Here is a 13,900-nt window from a genome sequence, read left to right on the forward strand (position 1 = left end):
ATCCCACCACAGGGACGCCGCAGGCCAGCGCCTCCAGCACCGTCAGGGGAAAGTTCTCCTGGTGGGAAGGGACTGCAGCCAAATCCGCAGCGCTGTAGACGAGGGAAAGCAGGCGCTCGTTCCGAATCTCCCCCAGGTGCATGTGTGGCACGGAGACCGCAAGTCCCGCACTACCCGTTCCCGCCGTGACCAGCAGCAGTTCCGGTCGCCCGGAGATCTGCTGCAGGGCTCGGGTGAGCAACGAAAACCGCTTGATAGGCCGAGAGATGGGCTCCGCGACAAAGATCACAACCTGGGCGTCCTGCGGTATTCCTAACACCTTCCTGGCAAACCGCCGGTCTCGAGGAGCAAAGATCTCCGTATCCACGCCGTGGGGAATCACGGAGAGGTGGAACCGTCCCACCAAAGGGCTGTGCTTGACCGCCTCGGCTAGCCACCGGCTGGGGCTGACCAGGTAGAGCCGGTCTTGACTTACGGCCTCAAGTGCCGACTGCTTCCGTTCCCAGATCCGCCTGGAGAGGTCCCGTCCGTCGCGCGAGCCAAGCTGTGGGCACTGGCCACAGCCATTGGCGTACTTACCGCAACCGGCGTCCAGATGGCACCCACCTGTGAAAAAACTCATGTCGTGCAGGGTTCGCACCACTGGAACTCGTTTGGGGATGGTGCGGAAAAACGCGCCGAAATCCACAAAGTGAAACATGGAGTGCACGTTGACCACGTCGGCCGCCGGGAGCTGCACCAGGCTGTCGGAACCGTAGGGTGTCCTATCGTCGCTAAATGCTTCGTAGCCCGGCGGCCTTGACCTTCGGTAACGCCCAAACTCCCAACCGACCCGCAGGACCCTCAGGCGCCGGCGGACGCGACTGATGGGGTCCCTGGGCGCGTTGAAGGTCAGCACCGTACGGTCCTCGCTCCGCCGCTCTGCCACGAACATCAGCGAGTCCACTCCCAAACGGCGCAGCGCACAGTGCAGCCGGTACGCCGCGCTGATTCCGCCGCCGCGGTCAAGCCGGCTGAGGTGGATAACCCTCATGCGGTCCTCCCATCACCCCGGTCAGAATAGCCGTTGGGCCCGAGGCTGTCTCCTGCAGGCTGACGGTACAAGGGATTCCAGATCCAGCCATCCACGCAGGCCAGCCAGCGACCATCTTCCAGCTCGTGCGCGTCGACGTGGTGCATGCCACAGGCGTTCCAGGGCGCGTCGGCTCCGGACAGCACAGGGCTACCGGAGACTTCGCGCTCGTCGTATCTTTCCGGTGTCAGCTCCGTGATCTCAAACGCGCGGACCCGGAGCCCGTAGACGGGTTGACACTGCTGCGCGTAGCGGATGATTCGGCCGTCGTGAACGACTATCCGGCCGGCAGGCCGCGCCGTCAGAGGGTTGCCGGTGACGATGGGGCTCATGGGGTGCTCTACCCACGGCCCGAAAAGATCGGCGGCGTGGCACAGGCGGAGATCACCGCATCGGTAGTGGTCATCTGCTTCCACGAACATCCACCACCGCCCCTCATAGTGCAGCAAGGACGGATCCTTGAACGAGTGCCCGGTGAGCAACGTGGCCACGCGGGCCCACCCGGCTGGGAAGCTTCTGGCGCGGTACAGGTGGACAGCGCGCTTCTCCTCCGTTTCCGGTACCATGAAGTATTCAGCCCCCCAGGTGAAGACATACGGGTAGGACAGGTGGAAGGACTCCCGGAGTACGATCTGGTGGTACTGCCAGCGCACCCCGTCCTCGCTCGTGGCCATTCCGATCTCGCCTTTGCCCCGCCGCTCGTTCATGACCTCAAAGAACATATGCCAGACCCCGTTCTCCCTCAGCATGAACGGGTCGGCTACGAACGCTGCCGGGACGTCCGTCACGTCATTTGCCGTGAGGACGGGATTTTCTGCTTCCGGAAGTGGTCTCAGGAGCAGCGGAGAGGGACCTCCATAGATGCCCACCGACCAATGGCGCAGGCGCCACGGCTCAGGGCCGGGCGAAGTCTCGTCCGACGCGCCAAGGATGCGCTGAATCCTCCGCGGCAGCTTGCGGCGAAGCTTGTAAATGGTCTCAGGCAACCGAGACATACCCGGCGCGTCGGACCCAGGCGACGATCTCCTTGAGTGCTGCCTGCAGGTCGAATTTCGGACTCCACCCGGGAAGGGTATGGGACCTGAACTCCACAGTCTGATGAAGGGTGGGGTGAAGTCCCAGCTCCTCTCTCCCGGTATCAGGCCTCGAAAAGCGGCGGCGGACGGCAGCGTAAGAGCTCTCCACTCGGTCCTGCCAGGCGTCGGGGAGGAACATGCAGAGGTGACGGAACGCTGATGTGAGCATCCCTCTGCTGCTGACCCGCTCCGGGCGAAGCGCTACGCTCCTATAAGAAGGCTGCAGGCCCATAGCGGCAGCCACGGGCTCAGCGAAGTCCGCCCACGAAAGTGACGAGAGCTCCGCCAGATGGTGGAAGACCCCAAAGGCGCGCAGAGCGCCGTCCTCGGCGGTCACCACGTGTGCAAGGTAGTCGGCGATGTTCCGAACGTACGTTGCGTTCGACTTGCCCCGGCCCACCGGCTCCTCCATCAGCAGCAACCTGGCCACCTCGGACATCCAGTAGGAACCGGGCCCGATCACGTTCCCCAGGCGCAGGATCACCCTGGCATAGGGAGAATGTCGGGTCTTGAGCAACAGCAGAACCTCGGCCAGCACCTTGGTTTCGATGTAGCCGTCTCCCGTTGCCCACCAAACAGGGACGGGGCGGGGAATGCGGGCAAAGGCGTAACCAAACACGGACTGGGTGCTGAGGTGAATCAGGATCTTCGGAGATAGCTTACGCGCCGTTTCGACTATCTGCCCGATCACCCGCCGGGTCGCTCCGTGGACCTTTGCCGCGCTCAGGTCGCTGGGATACGCGAAGTTTACGATGGCATCGACGGATCCAATTGAACCGGCTTCCGCCAGACTTATCATCGACCGGACGTCGCCGTTTCGGGGGGAAAGGATCCGCTGCCGCACGCTGTTGTGGCTGGCGGTGTACACGTTCCAGCCGCGCCGTAAACATTCGTCGATGAAGAAGGAAGCAACATAGCTTGTCCCGCCAACAAGCAGAACCCGCATTCTACGCCTCAGCAGCCAATGTCTGCACAAGCCATGTGAGAAAGCCGAAGTGCCTGAGGTGCAACGGTGAGTCCTGCTGTCCCAACGCCCAGGTGCGCCACGCCTCCAGGTGCTCCTCCACAAAACAGCCCTGAGAGGTGGCCGCATGGACGGAACGGAGGTCCCCCGCCTGCCTCTGTGAACCGCCGTTGGCCCTGAGGAGAACGGTCCGGGAGTGCCAGGCGGACACCAGAAGCTCACCCTGGTCACCCCGCACGCGGACCACGTTGGCCAGCGGCTCACGCCGGCTCAGCCGGATCGCAAGCGGAATCTCCCCCGAAGGCATGCCCAGGGCCAGATCTGCGTCAAACTCATGCGAGGGCTCCTGAGAGGGCCATCTTTCCAGCCGCAACACTTCCGTCGCTACCGTGCCGGGGGCAAGGTCATCCAGCCCGCAGATAAAGAGAGCCATGTCCAGGACATGGGAACCCAGGTCATAGAGGACCCCGCCGGCGCGTGAGCTCACGGGAAAATCGGAACGCGTGCTCCAGCTCCACCGCAACCCCTCGTACGCCTCGATCCGCCGGATAGTCCCGATTCTCCCGTCCGTAACCAGCGCTCTTGCCGCCACCACGGAGGGGAAGAGTCGGCGGACGTGCCCTACCAGGACGCATCGACGTGTCTCGCGGGTCACCTGCTGCAGGAGGGAATATTGCTCCGTGCTCACCACGGCGGGCTTTTCCACAAGCACGTGGGATCCGGCTTCCAGGTAGTGCTGCGCCCATGCACTGTGATGCTCTGGTGGCGTGGCCACAAGGACTACCGCTGCCCCCGTGCCGTCAAAGGCCGTCGGAGCCGACACGCAGAACGGTCGTGCTCCCCGGAATTGCGAGGCCAGGAAGGCAGCGGCCTTCGCGTCGGGATCGAGGCAATACCTCACCCGGAGAAGCCCCTGCCGCTCCAGCCAGGCCAGAGCGGGCAGATGGAAGCGCCTGGTCACAGCACCGCAGCCCACAATGTCCATGGTGGCTGTTCTGCGCACCTGTGCTCCCAGCGTCCCCTGCAGCATCATCCTGGTTTCGCCAGTGGCCGAATGTTGATGTCGGTGACTTCGGCGGTTCGCGGCAGGCAGAGGGCGCTCAACACCATGGCAGCCACATCCTCAGGCTGCACCAGGCGGTCCGGTCGGTAGGGCCGCCCCTCCATCCCGTGGATAGCCGCCTGCAGCGGTGTCGCTGTGCGTCCCAGGAAGACGCTGAGCACACGGATCCCGTCGGCGTTGACCTCATCCCGCAGGCTGTCGGCCAGCGCTTTCAGCGCGTGCTTTGTGGATGCATACTGGCTGACATGCTGCCGTGCGTTCAGGCCGGCACTGGAGTTGATGAATACCACCTGTCCCCGCCGTCGCCTGAGCATGGGCAGCAGGTGCCGCGTCACCTGGTACGCGGCCCGGACATTGATCCGGTACTGCCGGTCCAGGTCCTCCACGGGCGCCTCCTCCACCGGGCCCCGGGCATAGGTCCCTGCGCTGTGCACTAGCACGTCGATCCCCGGGAAGGACTGCAGGTGCTCGACCAGCGCGGCGATCTCCCCGTCGTCAGCCAGGTCGGTGGGGAAGGACTTCGCGTCCCCTCCTGCGTCCCGTGCGGCCTGCGCAACCACCTCCAGTTCAGCCTCGCGCCGCGCCACGAGGGCTACGGTCGCCCCTTCCCGGGCCAGGGCCAGGGCGATGGCCCGCCCCACGCCGCTACTGGCCCCGGTCACGACGGCGATTTGCCCGGAGAGCTGCGCCATGCCAGCCTCTCCTCGGCCAAGGCGGGCTGCGGGGCCTCCGCCAGCAGGCCGTGCGAAGCCAGCGCCCCCGCCGCCTCTCGGATCAGCCCAAACGGCAGTCCGCTCCTCTCTGCCACACCCAGCAGCGAGTGGGCGCCGTCCGAGAGGTTCAACACCCACAGGAGCGCCATCTCCCAGGTGCGCCCGGACGTTGCGCCGCCGATCGATCCATAGAGCCCGCGTCTGCCGAGCTGCGGTTCGCCCTTGGGGTGAAGGTTGAGGTAGCGGCGGTTACCCTCGAGCACCTCGCACACCGCCAGAAACACCGAGAGCGACTCTGCCAGCGCCCGCGGGCGGACCAGGCTCAGGTTGTCGGCGGAGGTGTGGTATTCGGGGAAGCGGCCGTGTGGTGTCCGGGAGAGGACCCCCACCGGAAGGTTGAAGCCCGGGGAGCAATACTGCCGCTCGTCATACCCGTAGGGAGAGAAATCCACGATCTGGGACGGGATGTCTGCCTGCCGCAGCACATGCTGGACCGCACGGTCGATCTCCGCGTCGCCCCGGCGGCTCCTCTTGTAGGTAAATCCACCGGGGTCTCCCAGGCAGGCCGCCACCAGGCCGTGGCGGATGCGGGAGAGGCCTGATTCGTTGAGCGCCAGCCAGGTAATGGAGCCGATCGTGCCGGGGATGAAGAGAAACCTGTAGGAGTAGCGCCGCGGAAGGTCGGAGAGCAGCTTCGCCAGGTAGGTGGCCACGGCAATGCCTGAGAGGTTGTCGTTGCACAGCGACGGATGGCAGACGTGAGTGGAGATGAGCACCTCATCCCGCTCATCCCCCTCCAGAAAGACCTCGCCGAAAGTGAGGAAGCCGTCTTCCAGCGTGGCGTCGATACAGACCTCATATTCATCCTCGGGTAAGGCCAGGAGGCTGTTGTGGCTCAGGCAGAAACCCCAGGTCTCCCTGTAGTACGAGGTACGGTACGGAATCCACTCGGGCTGCTCCGGCAGGGTGAACAGGTGTTCCTTCAGCTCCCGCAGGGACATCCGTTGCTGCACCGGTACGCTGTAGCTCACCACGTGCAGGTTTGACCTGTGGAAGTCGATCACCCGCTCGCCGCGGGAGTTCTTCACGTAGGCGTCACGGATATTCCACTCGCGGGGAACGGTCCAGTCGAGCACTCGTGTGCCGCTGGGCACCTCGTGGACCTGGAGGGGGACAAGCGCCGCCAGGCGCGCCAGCGTCTGACGGACGCCGTTCCCGGTGATGCTGCGGCAGATGGGGTACAGCTCCTCGATGAGGGCGTAGAGGCCGGCCCCCAGCTGGTCCAGGTCCAGTCCGGCACGCAGGTCGGCAATACCTCTCATGGTCTGGTGGAAACTTCGGGCACGAGGTCGGGATAGGATCGGTCGCGCTCTGAGATGACGCGCTCGGCGACCGGCGGCCACTCAATCCCGACGGCCGGGTCGTTCCAGCGGATGCCCCGCGCGTACTCCGGCCTGTAGGCCTGCGACATCAGGTAGAATACCTCGGAGTCATCCTCCAGCGTCTGAAAACCATGGGCGCACCCTTCGGGCACATAGACCATTCGCCGGTTTTCCCCCGTGAGCACCACAGCCTCCCAGCGCAGGTACGCCGGGGAGCGGGGACGGATGTCCACAAGAACGTCGAAGATGGCCCCACGTATACAGCGGACGCTCTTAGCCTCGGCAAAGGGGCTGGCCTGGTAGTGCAGGCCGCGCAGCGTCCCTTTCTTGCGATTGAAGGAGATATTGCACTGGACGACCGTCGGGTTGAGTCCGTGCGCCTCGAATTCTTCCCGGCACCAGCTCCGCGCGAAGAACCCCCGTCCGTCCTCTCTGCGCTCCAGGTCGATGACGTAGGCGCCGGGTATGCGCAACGGTGTGAAGATCACGGGATTACCTGGACCTCCGGAATAGGCACGATAAAAGCGCCTCCCCAGGCTCTCACGTAGGCCAACTGCCGTACGATCTCGTGCTTCAGGTTCCAGGGCAGGATCAGCAGGTAGTCCGGCCGCGTCTCGCTGATGCGCTGAGGGGCATAGATGGGAATGTGCGAGCCGGGAAGATACCGTCCCTGCTTGTGAGGGCTGCGGTCAACGGTGTAGTCAATGAAGTCGGTGCGGATCCCGCAGTAGTTCAACAGGGTGTTGCCCTTGGCCGGTGCACCGTAAGCGGCAATGGTCCGCCCATGGTCTTTGACCTGGATGAGAAACTCCAGCAGGCGGCGCTTCGTGGCCTTCACCTGTTCACCGAAGGCGCGGTAGCGCTCCAGACGCCGCACACCCCACTGCTCCTCCTCTTGCAGCAGGCTGACCACGCGAGCCTCGATGGGTTTGCTCTGGTCAGCAGTATGCCGGACATAGACCCGCAGAGAGCCGCCGTGGGTGGGAATCTGCTCCACGTCAAACACCTCAAGGCCGTGGGCAGCGAACACATCCCTCGCCGCGCTGAAGGAGAAGTAGGAGAAGTGCTCGTGGTAGATGGTGTCAAACTGGTTCCCCTCCATCAGACGAACGAGATGTGGGAATTCCATAGTCAGGACGCCCAGGGGCTTCAGCGCCACCTTCAGGCCTGCCACGAAGTCGTTCAGGTCGGGCACATGAGCCAGTACGTTATTGCCGATGAGGAGGTCGGCCTGTATGCCTTCGCCCGCCAGCGCGGCGGCCGCCTCTCGGCCAAAGAACCGCACCAGAGTGGGAATGCCCCGCTGCTCCGCCGCGGCGGCTACATTGGCCGCCGGCTCGATGCCCAGCACAGAGATACCCTTCTCCCGAAAGTACTGCAGAAGGTACCCGTCGTTGCTGGCCACCTCGATGATCCGGGAGGTGGCATCCAGACCAAATCGGGAGACGACGGCTTCCACGTAGGCGCGGCAGTGTTCCAGCCAGGTATCGGAGTACGAGGAGAAGTAGGCGTAGTTCGAAAAAAGCGTCTCCGGGGTGACGTAATCCTCCAGTTGCACCAGAAAGCAGCGGTCGCACACCAGGAGTCGCAGCGGGTAGAAGGGTTCCATCCGGTCGAGGTCAGCCGGGGCCAGATAGGCATTGGCCAGGGGCTGGCAACCCAGATCTACGACCAGATGGCTGAGAGGCGCCAGGCAGAAACGGCACCGCTGCCGCTGTGCCGCCACCCCGGAAGTCAGCCGCTCAGTCGCTGGCTCGACGCCAGAAGAAGCCCGCATCGATTTGTCCGCTCTCCACCAGGTACTTCAGTTGCTTCACCCGTGTGAACGCCCGGAAGTCGAAGGTTTCCGCACTGAGCTGAATGCGCTCAAAGAGCTCCACCAGTTCCCTGGCCCCATCCCAGGCCGTGCGCCGGGGCCTGAAGGCGGGGAGCAGGACCCGAATCTTGTCGAAGGAGACACGGTAGCTGCGCGTGTCCCCATCCCGCGCCCCCAGGGTAACGCGGCATCCCGGCAGGACAGAGGCGACAATGTCGGCGATGTCGCGGATGCGGTAGTTCTCCCCGGTCTGCCCCACGTTGAAGACCTGACCGTGCACCACCTCTCGCGGCGCCTCCAGCGTGCAGGCCACCGCCTCACAGATATCCAGCACGTGCGCCAGGGGCCGATGAGGTGTCCCGTCGCTGGTCAGGCGGATCTCCTTCGTCGTCCAGGCCCAGCCGGCCAGGTTGTTCAGCACCAGGTCGAAACGCATCCTGGGCGAAGGACCGTAGGCCGTGGCGTTCCGCAGCATTGTAGGGGAGAAATCATCTCCCGCCATGCGGCTCAGCTCCTGCTCTACCAGGACCTTGCACCTGGCGTAGGCCGTCTGGGGGACCGGCGTGGACTCCTCCGTCTTGTACTCTCCATCTCCGATCCCGTACACACTGCACGAGGAGGCGTAGACGAACCGGGGGACGCGGACCGCCTTGCATTTCCGGGCCAGCCCCACCGAGCCCAGGTAGTTGATCTGGTGCGTGATCTCGGGCCGCAGTTCCCCCAGGGGGTCGTTGGAGAGTTCCGCCAGGTGCACTACGGCGTCGAACCCCCTCAGGTCTTCCTCCTGGACGCTACGCACGTCCTTCCTGATGCATTCCGGTACCGGCAGGTCCGCCTGGTAGAGCCAGCCGTCGCGGAAGAAGCCTGTGTCCAGCCCCACGACGGTGTGTCCTCTAGTCAGCAGGTGCGCTGCCAGGAGCGTTCCAATGTAACCCTGGGCGCCGGTCACCAGGATCTTCATGCTCTCAGGTCTGCAGGAAGAGGTCTTATCGCGGCTACAGGCAGAAGACGTTGCCGGAGGGATCAGGGCACGTTAACTCCAGACGTCAGTCCCAGATCTTCCAGGGAGCGCGCCCCGAATTCCACAGCTCCTCCAGCATGTTCTTCTCTTTGAGTGTGTCCATGCAGGACCAGAACCCTGGGTGGCGGTAGCCCATCAACTGCCCGTCCCGGGCCAGCCGGACCACGGCATCCCGCTCCCACACCGTGTCGTCGCCGTCCACGTAGTCAATGGCCTTCCGGTTCAGGACAAAGTAGCCCCCGTTGATCCAGCCCTCACTGGTCTCCGGTTTCTCATAGAACTCCACAATCTGGTCCCCGTCGAAGGCGATGCGGCCGAACCGCGCCGGCGAACGCACCGTGGTCACCGTGGCCAGCTTCCCGTGCGACCGGTGGAACTCCAGGAGCCTGCGAATATTGATATCCGCCACCCCGTCGCCATAGGTGAACATGAAGGTCTCATCGTCCGCCAGCCAGGAGCGCAGCCGCTTCAGCCGGCCGCCGGTCTGCGTGTACAGGCCGGTGTCCACCAGGTGGACTTTCCAGCCGGGCTGCTTGCCGCCGTTGTGGATGATGGTCTCCCCGGTGGCCAGGTCCACCGAGATGTCATTGTTCAGGGCGTAGAAGCTGAGGAAGTACTGCTTGATCACTTCGCCCTTGTAGCCCAGGGCGATGATGAACTCATTGAACCCGTGCGCGCCGTAGATATTCATGATGTGCCAGAGGATGGGTTTCCCTCCTATCTCGATGGAGGGCTTGGGGCGCAACGTGGTTTCCTCTGAGAGACGTGATCCGAATCCGCCTGCGAGAATGACCACTTTCATCAGCTCTCGCCTCCTGTGACCACAAGCCCCGAAGGCTCTGCCCCCAGCGATACCCGAGGAGAAGCGGCAGGGGGAGCTCCCACCTGCCTGGAGGACATTTCCCGGCTGCTGATCCAGCGGGCGGCAGCCAGGAAGTCGGGGACGATCTGCACCGGAGCGCGATTGCCGTCCAGCTCTGCGGCAGTGATGCTCCCCAGGCCTGTCTGGACCAGGATCACCTGCATGCCCAGGCGCCACCCGGCCTCCAGATCGGCCCGGCTGTCCCCTACCAGGTATGAGCCCCCAAGCTTAAGACCCAGCTCGGCGGCCGCCTGCCGGAACAGCAGCGTACCAGGCTTCCGGCAGCGGCAGCCCTCCTCCGGCCGGTGGGGGCAGAGGTAGATGCCGTCCAGACGGCCGCCGGCCCGGGAGATCTGGGCACGCATCCGGGCGTGGATCCGCGCGACCTCCGCTCCTGTGACCATGCCCCGGTTGATCGCGGACTGGTTCGTCACCAGAACCACAGGCAGCCGCAGTGCGGCCAGCAGTCGGAGCGCCTCCTTCGACCCGGGAAGCCAGCGGAACTCGGCCCACGTCTTCACGTAGGCGGGGGAGTTCTCGCAGAGCACTCCGTCCCGGTCCAGAAAGACCGCCCGCCGCAGGCTAGGAGGTGCCGGCCGCTGCAACTGTTCCCGCTCCATTGCGGATCCGCGCCCGCAGGCTGGTGCAAAGCGCGTGGGCGATGACCAGATGCATGTCCTCGATCTGCTCCATCACGTCTGTGGGGACCACCACGCTGACATCGGCCAGACCCTGTAGCTCTCCTCCATCCCCTCCCGTAAGCCCCACCGTGACTGCCCCGGCCTTCCGCGCCCAGCGCAGCGCGGCCACGATGTTGGCGGAGTTGCCGCTGCCGCTGATAGCGACGAAGACGTCGCCGGGGCGGAGGAAGTTGGCCATCTGCTCCACGAAGATCCGGTCATAAGAGGTATCGTTCGCCCAGGCGGTGATCAGGGGAACGTTGTCCGTCAGGGCGATGGCTCGGAATCGGGGCCAGCCGGGGACAGCCGCTCCCTTGTTCAGGTCGTTGGCCAGGTGGGAAGCGGTGGACGAGCTGCCACCGTTTCCGGCGATGAAGATGGTGCGCCCCTGGCGCCATGCCTGGAAGAGCACCTCCTCCACCCGGGCCAGAGCCTCTCCCGGCAGGCGGAGGAGCGCGTCCGCCAGACTATTGATGTACCGGGATGGTTCCACGGACCGTCCTGGCTTCCACAGGGCTCCTCAGTGGCCGCCCCACCAGCAGGCGGAGGAAAGAGCGGATCATGATCTCCACGTCCACCCAGATGGTGTAGTTCCGGATGTAAAACAGATTGGACTCCATCTCCTCCTCGACGGTGGCTGCTCCGTAGAGGGCCCAGCGGCCGGTGATGCCCGGCTTGACCGTCATCAGGTTAGGGATCCAGCGCTCATAGGTACGGTGCTCCTCGACGGGAATGGGCCGCGGGCCCACCAGGCTCATCTGTCCCAGCAGGACGTTGATCAGTTGAGGCAGCCGGTCCAGCCCCAGCCGGTAGATGGCGGCCTGCGCCCGGCTCCCCGGCCGGGCGGTCTGAAACACCCAGTAGGAGAAGGGGCGTCCGCGGCGACCCAGTGCCTGCACCCGGCGCAGGGGTGGGCGCACGCCGTTTCGCACCAGGATTCCCGCCAGGAGCGCCATCACCGGTATCGCCAGCGGCAGGGTCAGGATGGCCGCCCCGTAGTCCATCAGCCGCTTCAGGAAGGCATCCAGCCCGGTGACGCGGATTCGCTCCACGGTCAGCATGGGCACGAAGCCCAGTTGGTGCACCTTAAGCTGCGTGGCCAGAATGTCGCGAAAGTCCGGCACCAGGCGGATGGTGCGTCCGTTCAGGCTGGGGGCCGAGCGGATGAGCTCCTGAAAGCTCTCCCAGGCCACAGCCGTGGGCACGGCAATCAGCTCGTTCGCCCCGACCTCGTGCATGATGCGCTCCACGGCGCTGGGCGGCCCCAGGACTTGCAGCCCGTTGGTCACCGGCGTGCCCGGGGGCAGGTAGTCGTCGACGAAGCCCACCACCTGTACGCCGGCATGCCTGACCTGCTGGAAGTGGCGGGCCAGGGAGATCCCCGGCCCTCCCGCCCCCACAATCACCGCGCGGGAGAGCAGGTATCCCCGCCGCCGCAGGAAGCGTATGAGGCGGCGGGCAATGAACCGCCCGGATAGCACCAGCACCACCGAGAGCAGCCAGACCAGCACCACCAGGCGGCGCGACGGCGCGACCTCCCCCAGCACCTTCCCCCAGAACCCCAGCACGATCAGGCCGAAGGCCGTGAGGGTGCAGCCATAGATGACCCGCCCGTACTCCACCGATCCTTCCAGGAGCTCGTCCAGGACGTAGAGGCGGTTCAGCGAGAAGAGCGCGATCGCCGCCGGCAGCACTACCGCCAGGGAGAGGAGGTAAGCGAAGCCGCCGCTTCCCCACGGGTGTCCCGAAGCCACGCGGTGGGCCACGGCCAGCGCTATTCCCATGCCCGTCGTGTCCAGCACCACCAGCCCGGCGACCAGGAGGCGGCGCTGGCCGCTAGGCATGCCTCACCGCCTCCAGGGGCATGGAGTTGTTCACCAGGATCTTGGCTCCGTCGAAGTCGATGTTGAAGTCCATCCGCCGCAGCCCCAGAGCCTCCAGCGCCTCGGTCACCCTGGCCGCGGCACCGGGAGGGCAGTAGAGCATGAGGAATCCGCCTCCGCCGGCACCGGTGATCTTTCCTCCCACGGCTCCATGAGCCCGTGCGGTTTCGTAACACTCGTCAATGTGCGGAGTGGTAATCCCTGAGGCCAGACGCTTCTTCTGCTCCCACGACGCATGCAGGATCTCACCAAACGCCCCCAGCGCCCCTGTCTCCAGCGCCCGCCGCGCCTCCAGCGCCATCCGCTTGATGGCGTGCAGTGAGCCCACCACAGCCGGATCGCCGGAGTCGATGGACTGGCGCTGCTCCCGCAGCACCCTGGCCCCCTCGCGCGCCACCCCGGTGTAGAAGAGGAGCACACTGCGCTCCAGGGCTCCCAGGGTCTCTGCAGAGATGCGCAGCGGCTCCACGGTGACCCCATCCTGGGTGAAGGTGATGACGTTGATGCCCCCAAATGCCGCCGCGTACTGATCCTGCTTGCCGATGGGCAGGCCCAGCTTCTCGATCTCGATGAAGCAGGCCAGCTCGGCGATCTCCTCCTTGGAGAGGGTCAACCCGAGCAGGTTGCTCACCGCCTTGATGATGGCTACGGTCACCGTGCTGGAGGAGCCCAGGCCGGTTCCGGGAGGCACCTGCGAGGCCAGAAACATGGACAGACCTTCCCGGATGTCGAAGTGGTTGAGGACGGCCCGCGGCAGCGCCAGGTCGCCCTCCCAGAGCATGTCCTGCCCTACCGGCTGGCGGTGGAAGGTCTGGTAGTCGGAGGACATGATCTGAATGTTCTCGCCCCTGTGCACGGTAAGGAAGACGTAAAAGTACTTGTCAATGGCCGCGCTGACCACCATGCCCCCGTAGCGGGTGAAGTACGCCGGCAGGTCGGTTCCTCCACCTGCGAAGCTGATTCGGACCGGAGCGCGAGCGATCAGCATGTGCCCACCATAGCTCTCAGGTGCGGAGCGGGCGAAAGAAAGGCCGGTCTAGCTGCGGCTGTGCGCGTAGTAGCGGTAAGACGTGATCTCGCTACCGTCCACAGGGACCTGGTTCAGGACCATGCCGACCACGTGTACCCCGTGCAGGCGGCGTTTCATCACGTAGTCCACCCCCCGCGGCGACGTCCCTGCCCGCACCACCAGCAGGATGCCATCCAGCAAAGAGGCCAGGAGGGAGGTGTAGGCCACCGCCCGGATTGACGGCATGTCCACGATGACGAAGTCGGCCTCTTCGCGCAGGCCGCCGAAGAGTCTGTCCAGTGCCGCCGGCCGGATCAGCGCCGTGGGATTGGACACTTTGGGTCCCGCCGGCAGGATAC

General features: G+C 65.0%; 15 protein-coding genes. All 15 read right to left on the reverse strand.

The features are described 5' to 3' along the window. Positions 1–1,033 (reverse strand): glycosyltransferase (locus tag QN152_12735; GenBank protein MDR7540371.1); only part of this gene is annotated, 1,033 nt, incomplete at its 3' end. Beyond that, complete coding sequence (locus tag QN152_12740) at positions 1,030–1,860, reverse strand: hypothetical protein (GenBank protein MDR7540372.1); 831 nt, start codon at positions 1,858–1,860, stop codon at positions 1,030–1,032. The genes QN152_12735 and QN152_12740, both read right to left, overlap by 4 nt. 190 nt (positions 1,861–2,050) lie before the next feature. Further along, positions 2,051–3,094 (reverse strand): NAD(P)-dependent oxidoreductase, encoded by a 1,044-nt coding sequence (locus QN152_12745; protein MDR7540373.1) that lies wholly within the window; start codon positions 3,092–3,094, stop codon positions 2,051–2,053. 1 nt (position 3,095) lies between these two features. Then, positions 3,096–4,145 carry a Gfo/Idh/MocA family oxidoreductase gene (locus QN152_12750; protein MDR7540374.1) on the reverse strand — a complete coding sequence of 350 codons (1,050 nt, stop codon included), beginning with the start codon at positions 4,143–4,145 and terminating at the stop codon, positions 3,096–3,098. Further along, positions 4,142–4,867 (reverse strand): SDR family oxidoreductase, encoded by a 726-nt coding sequence (locus tag QN152_12755; protein ID MDR7540375.1) that lies wholly within the window; start codon positions 4,865–4,867, stop codon positions 4,142–4,144. The genes QN152_12750 and QN152_12755 overlap by 4 nt, the downstream gene beginning before the upstream one ends. Then, the gene (locus tag QN152_12760) at positions 4,834–6,210 is read right to left on the reverse strand and encodes a DUF4910 domain-containing protein (protein MDR7540376.1); all 1,377 of its coding nucleotides are present in this window, start codon (positions 6,208–6,210) and stop codon (positions 4,834–4,836) included. Before QN152_12760 ends, QN152_12755 begins: the two co-directional genes overlap by 34 nt. After that, entirely contained in the window at positions 6,207–6,758 is a 552-nt protein-coding gene (gene rfbC, locus QN152_12765; protein ID MDR7540377.1) for a dTDP-4-dehydrorhamnose 3,5-epimerase, read from the reverse strand. The genes QN152_12760 and rfbC overlap by 4 nt, the downstream gene beginning before the upstream one ends. Beyond that, positions 6,755–8,047, reverse strand: coding sequence for a class I SAM-dependent methyltransferase (locus QN152_12770; GenBank protein MDR7540378.1), 1,293 nt, complete (start codon positions 8,045–8,047; stop codon positions 6,755–6,757). The genes rfbC and QN152_12770 overlap by 4 nt, the downstream gene beginning before the upstream one ends. Further along, complete coding sequence (locus QN152_12775; GenBank protein ID MDR7540379.1) at positions 8,013–9,047, reverse strand: SDR family oxidoreductase; 1,035 nt, start codon at positions 9,045–9,047, stop codon at positions 8,013–8,015. Before QN152_12775 ends, QN152_12770 begins: the two co-directional genes overlap by 35 nt. 85 nt (positions 9,048–9,132) lie before the next feature. Further along, on the reverse strand, positions 9,133–9,909 hold the full coding sequence (rfbF, locus tag QN152_12780; protein ID MDR7540380.1) for a glucose-1-phosphate cytidylyltransferase: 777 nt from the start codon (positions 9,907–9,909) through the stop codon (positions 9,133–9,135). Next, positions 9,909–10,589 carry an HAD-IIIA family hydrolase gene (locus QN152_12785; GenBank protein ID MDR7540381.1) on the reverse strand — a complete coding sequence of 227 codons (681 nt, stop codon included), beginning with the start codon at positions 10,587–10,589 and terminating at the stop codon, positions 9,909–9,911. Before QN152_12785 ends, rfbF begins: the two co-directional genes overlap by 1 nt. Further along, positions 10,552–11,142: an SIS domain-containing protein gene (locus QN152_12790; protein ID MDR7540382.1), complete on the reverse strand. Its 591-nt coding sequence runs from the start codon at positions 11,140–11,142 to the stop codon at positions 10,552–10,554. The genes QN152_12785 and QN152_12790 overlap by 38 nt, the downstream gene beginning before the upstream one ends. Continuing rightward, complete coding sequence (locus QN152_12795; protein MDR7540383.1) at positions 11,117–12,493, reverse strand: sugar transferase; 1,377 nt, start codon at positions 12,491–12,493, stop codon at positions 11,117–11,119. Before QN152_12795 ends, QN152_12790 begins: the two co-directional genes overlap by 26 nt. After that, on the reverse strand, positions 12,486–13,520 hold the full coding sequence (locus QN152_12800) for a GHMP kinase (GenBank protein MDR7540384.1): 1,035 nt from the start codon (positions 13,518–13,520) through the stop codon (positions 12,486–12,488). The genes QN152_12795 and QN152_12800 overlap by 8 nt, the downstream gene beginning before the upstream one ends. Positions 13,521–13,568: 48 nt before the next feature. Next, on the reverse strand, positions 13,569–13,900 hold a 332-nt coding region (locus QN152_12805; protein ID MDR7540385.1), incomplete at its 5' end, for a hypothetical protein.

It is taken from the genome of Armatimonadota bacterium (genome assembly GCA_031459715.1).
Lineage (GTDB): Bacteria > Sysuimicrobiota > Sysuimicrobiia > Sysuimicrobiales > Humicultoraceae > Humicultor > Humicultor tengchongensis.

Bases quoted from the DNA above. Each gene is read 5' to 3' on its own strand.
- QN152_12745 (MDR7540373.1), bottom strand. From the start codon at position 3,094: ATGCGGGTTCTGCTTGTTGGCGGGACAAGCTATGTTGCTTCCTTCTTC.
- QN152_12750 (MDR7540374.1), bottom strand. From the start codon at position 4,145: ATGATGCTGCAGGGGACGCTGGGAGCACAGGTGCGCAGAACAGCCACC.
- QN152_12755 (MDR7540375.1), bottom strand. From the start codon at position 4,867: ATGGCGCAGCTCTCCGGGCAAATCGCCGTCGTGACCGGGGCCAGTAGC.
- QN152_12760 (MDR7540376.1), bottom strand. From the start codon at position 6,210: ATGAGAGGTATTGCCGACCTGCGTGCCGGACTGGACCTGGACCAGCTG.
- QN152_12770 (MDR7540378.1), bottom strand. From the start codon at position 8,047: ATGCGGGCTTCTTCTGGCGTCGAGCCAGCGACTGAGCGGCTGACTTCC.
- QN152_12775 (MDR7540379.1), bottom strand. From the start codon at position 9,047: ATGAAGATCCTGGTGACCGGCGCCCAGGGTTACATTGGAACGCTCCTG.
- rfbF (MDR7540380.1), bottom strand. From the start codon at position 9,909: ATGAAAGTGGTCATTCTCGCAGGCGGATTCGGATCACGTCTCTCAGAG.
- QN152_12785 (MDR7540381.1), bottom strand. From the start codon at position 10,589: ATGGAGCGGGAACAGTTGCAGCGGCCGGCACCTCCTAGCCTGCGGCGG.
- QN152_12795 (MDR7540383.1), bottom strand. From the start codon at position 12,493: ATGCCTAGCGGCCAGCGCCGCCTCCTGGTCGCCGGGCTGGTGGTGCTG.
- QN152_12800 (MDR7540384.1), bottom strand. From the start codon at position 13,520: ATGCTGATCGCTCGCGCTCCGGTCCGAATCAGCTTCGCAGGTGGAGGA.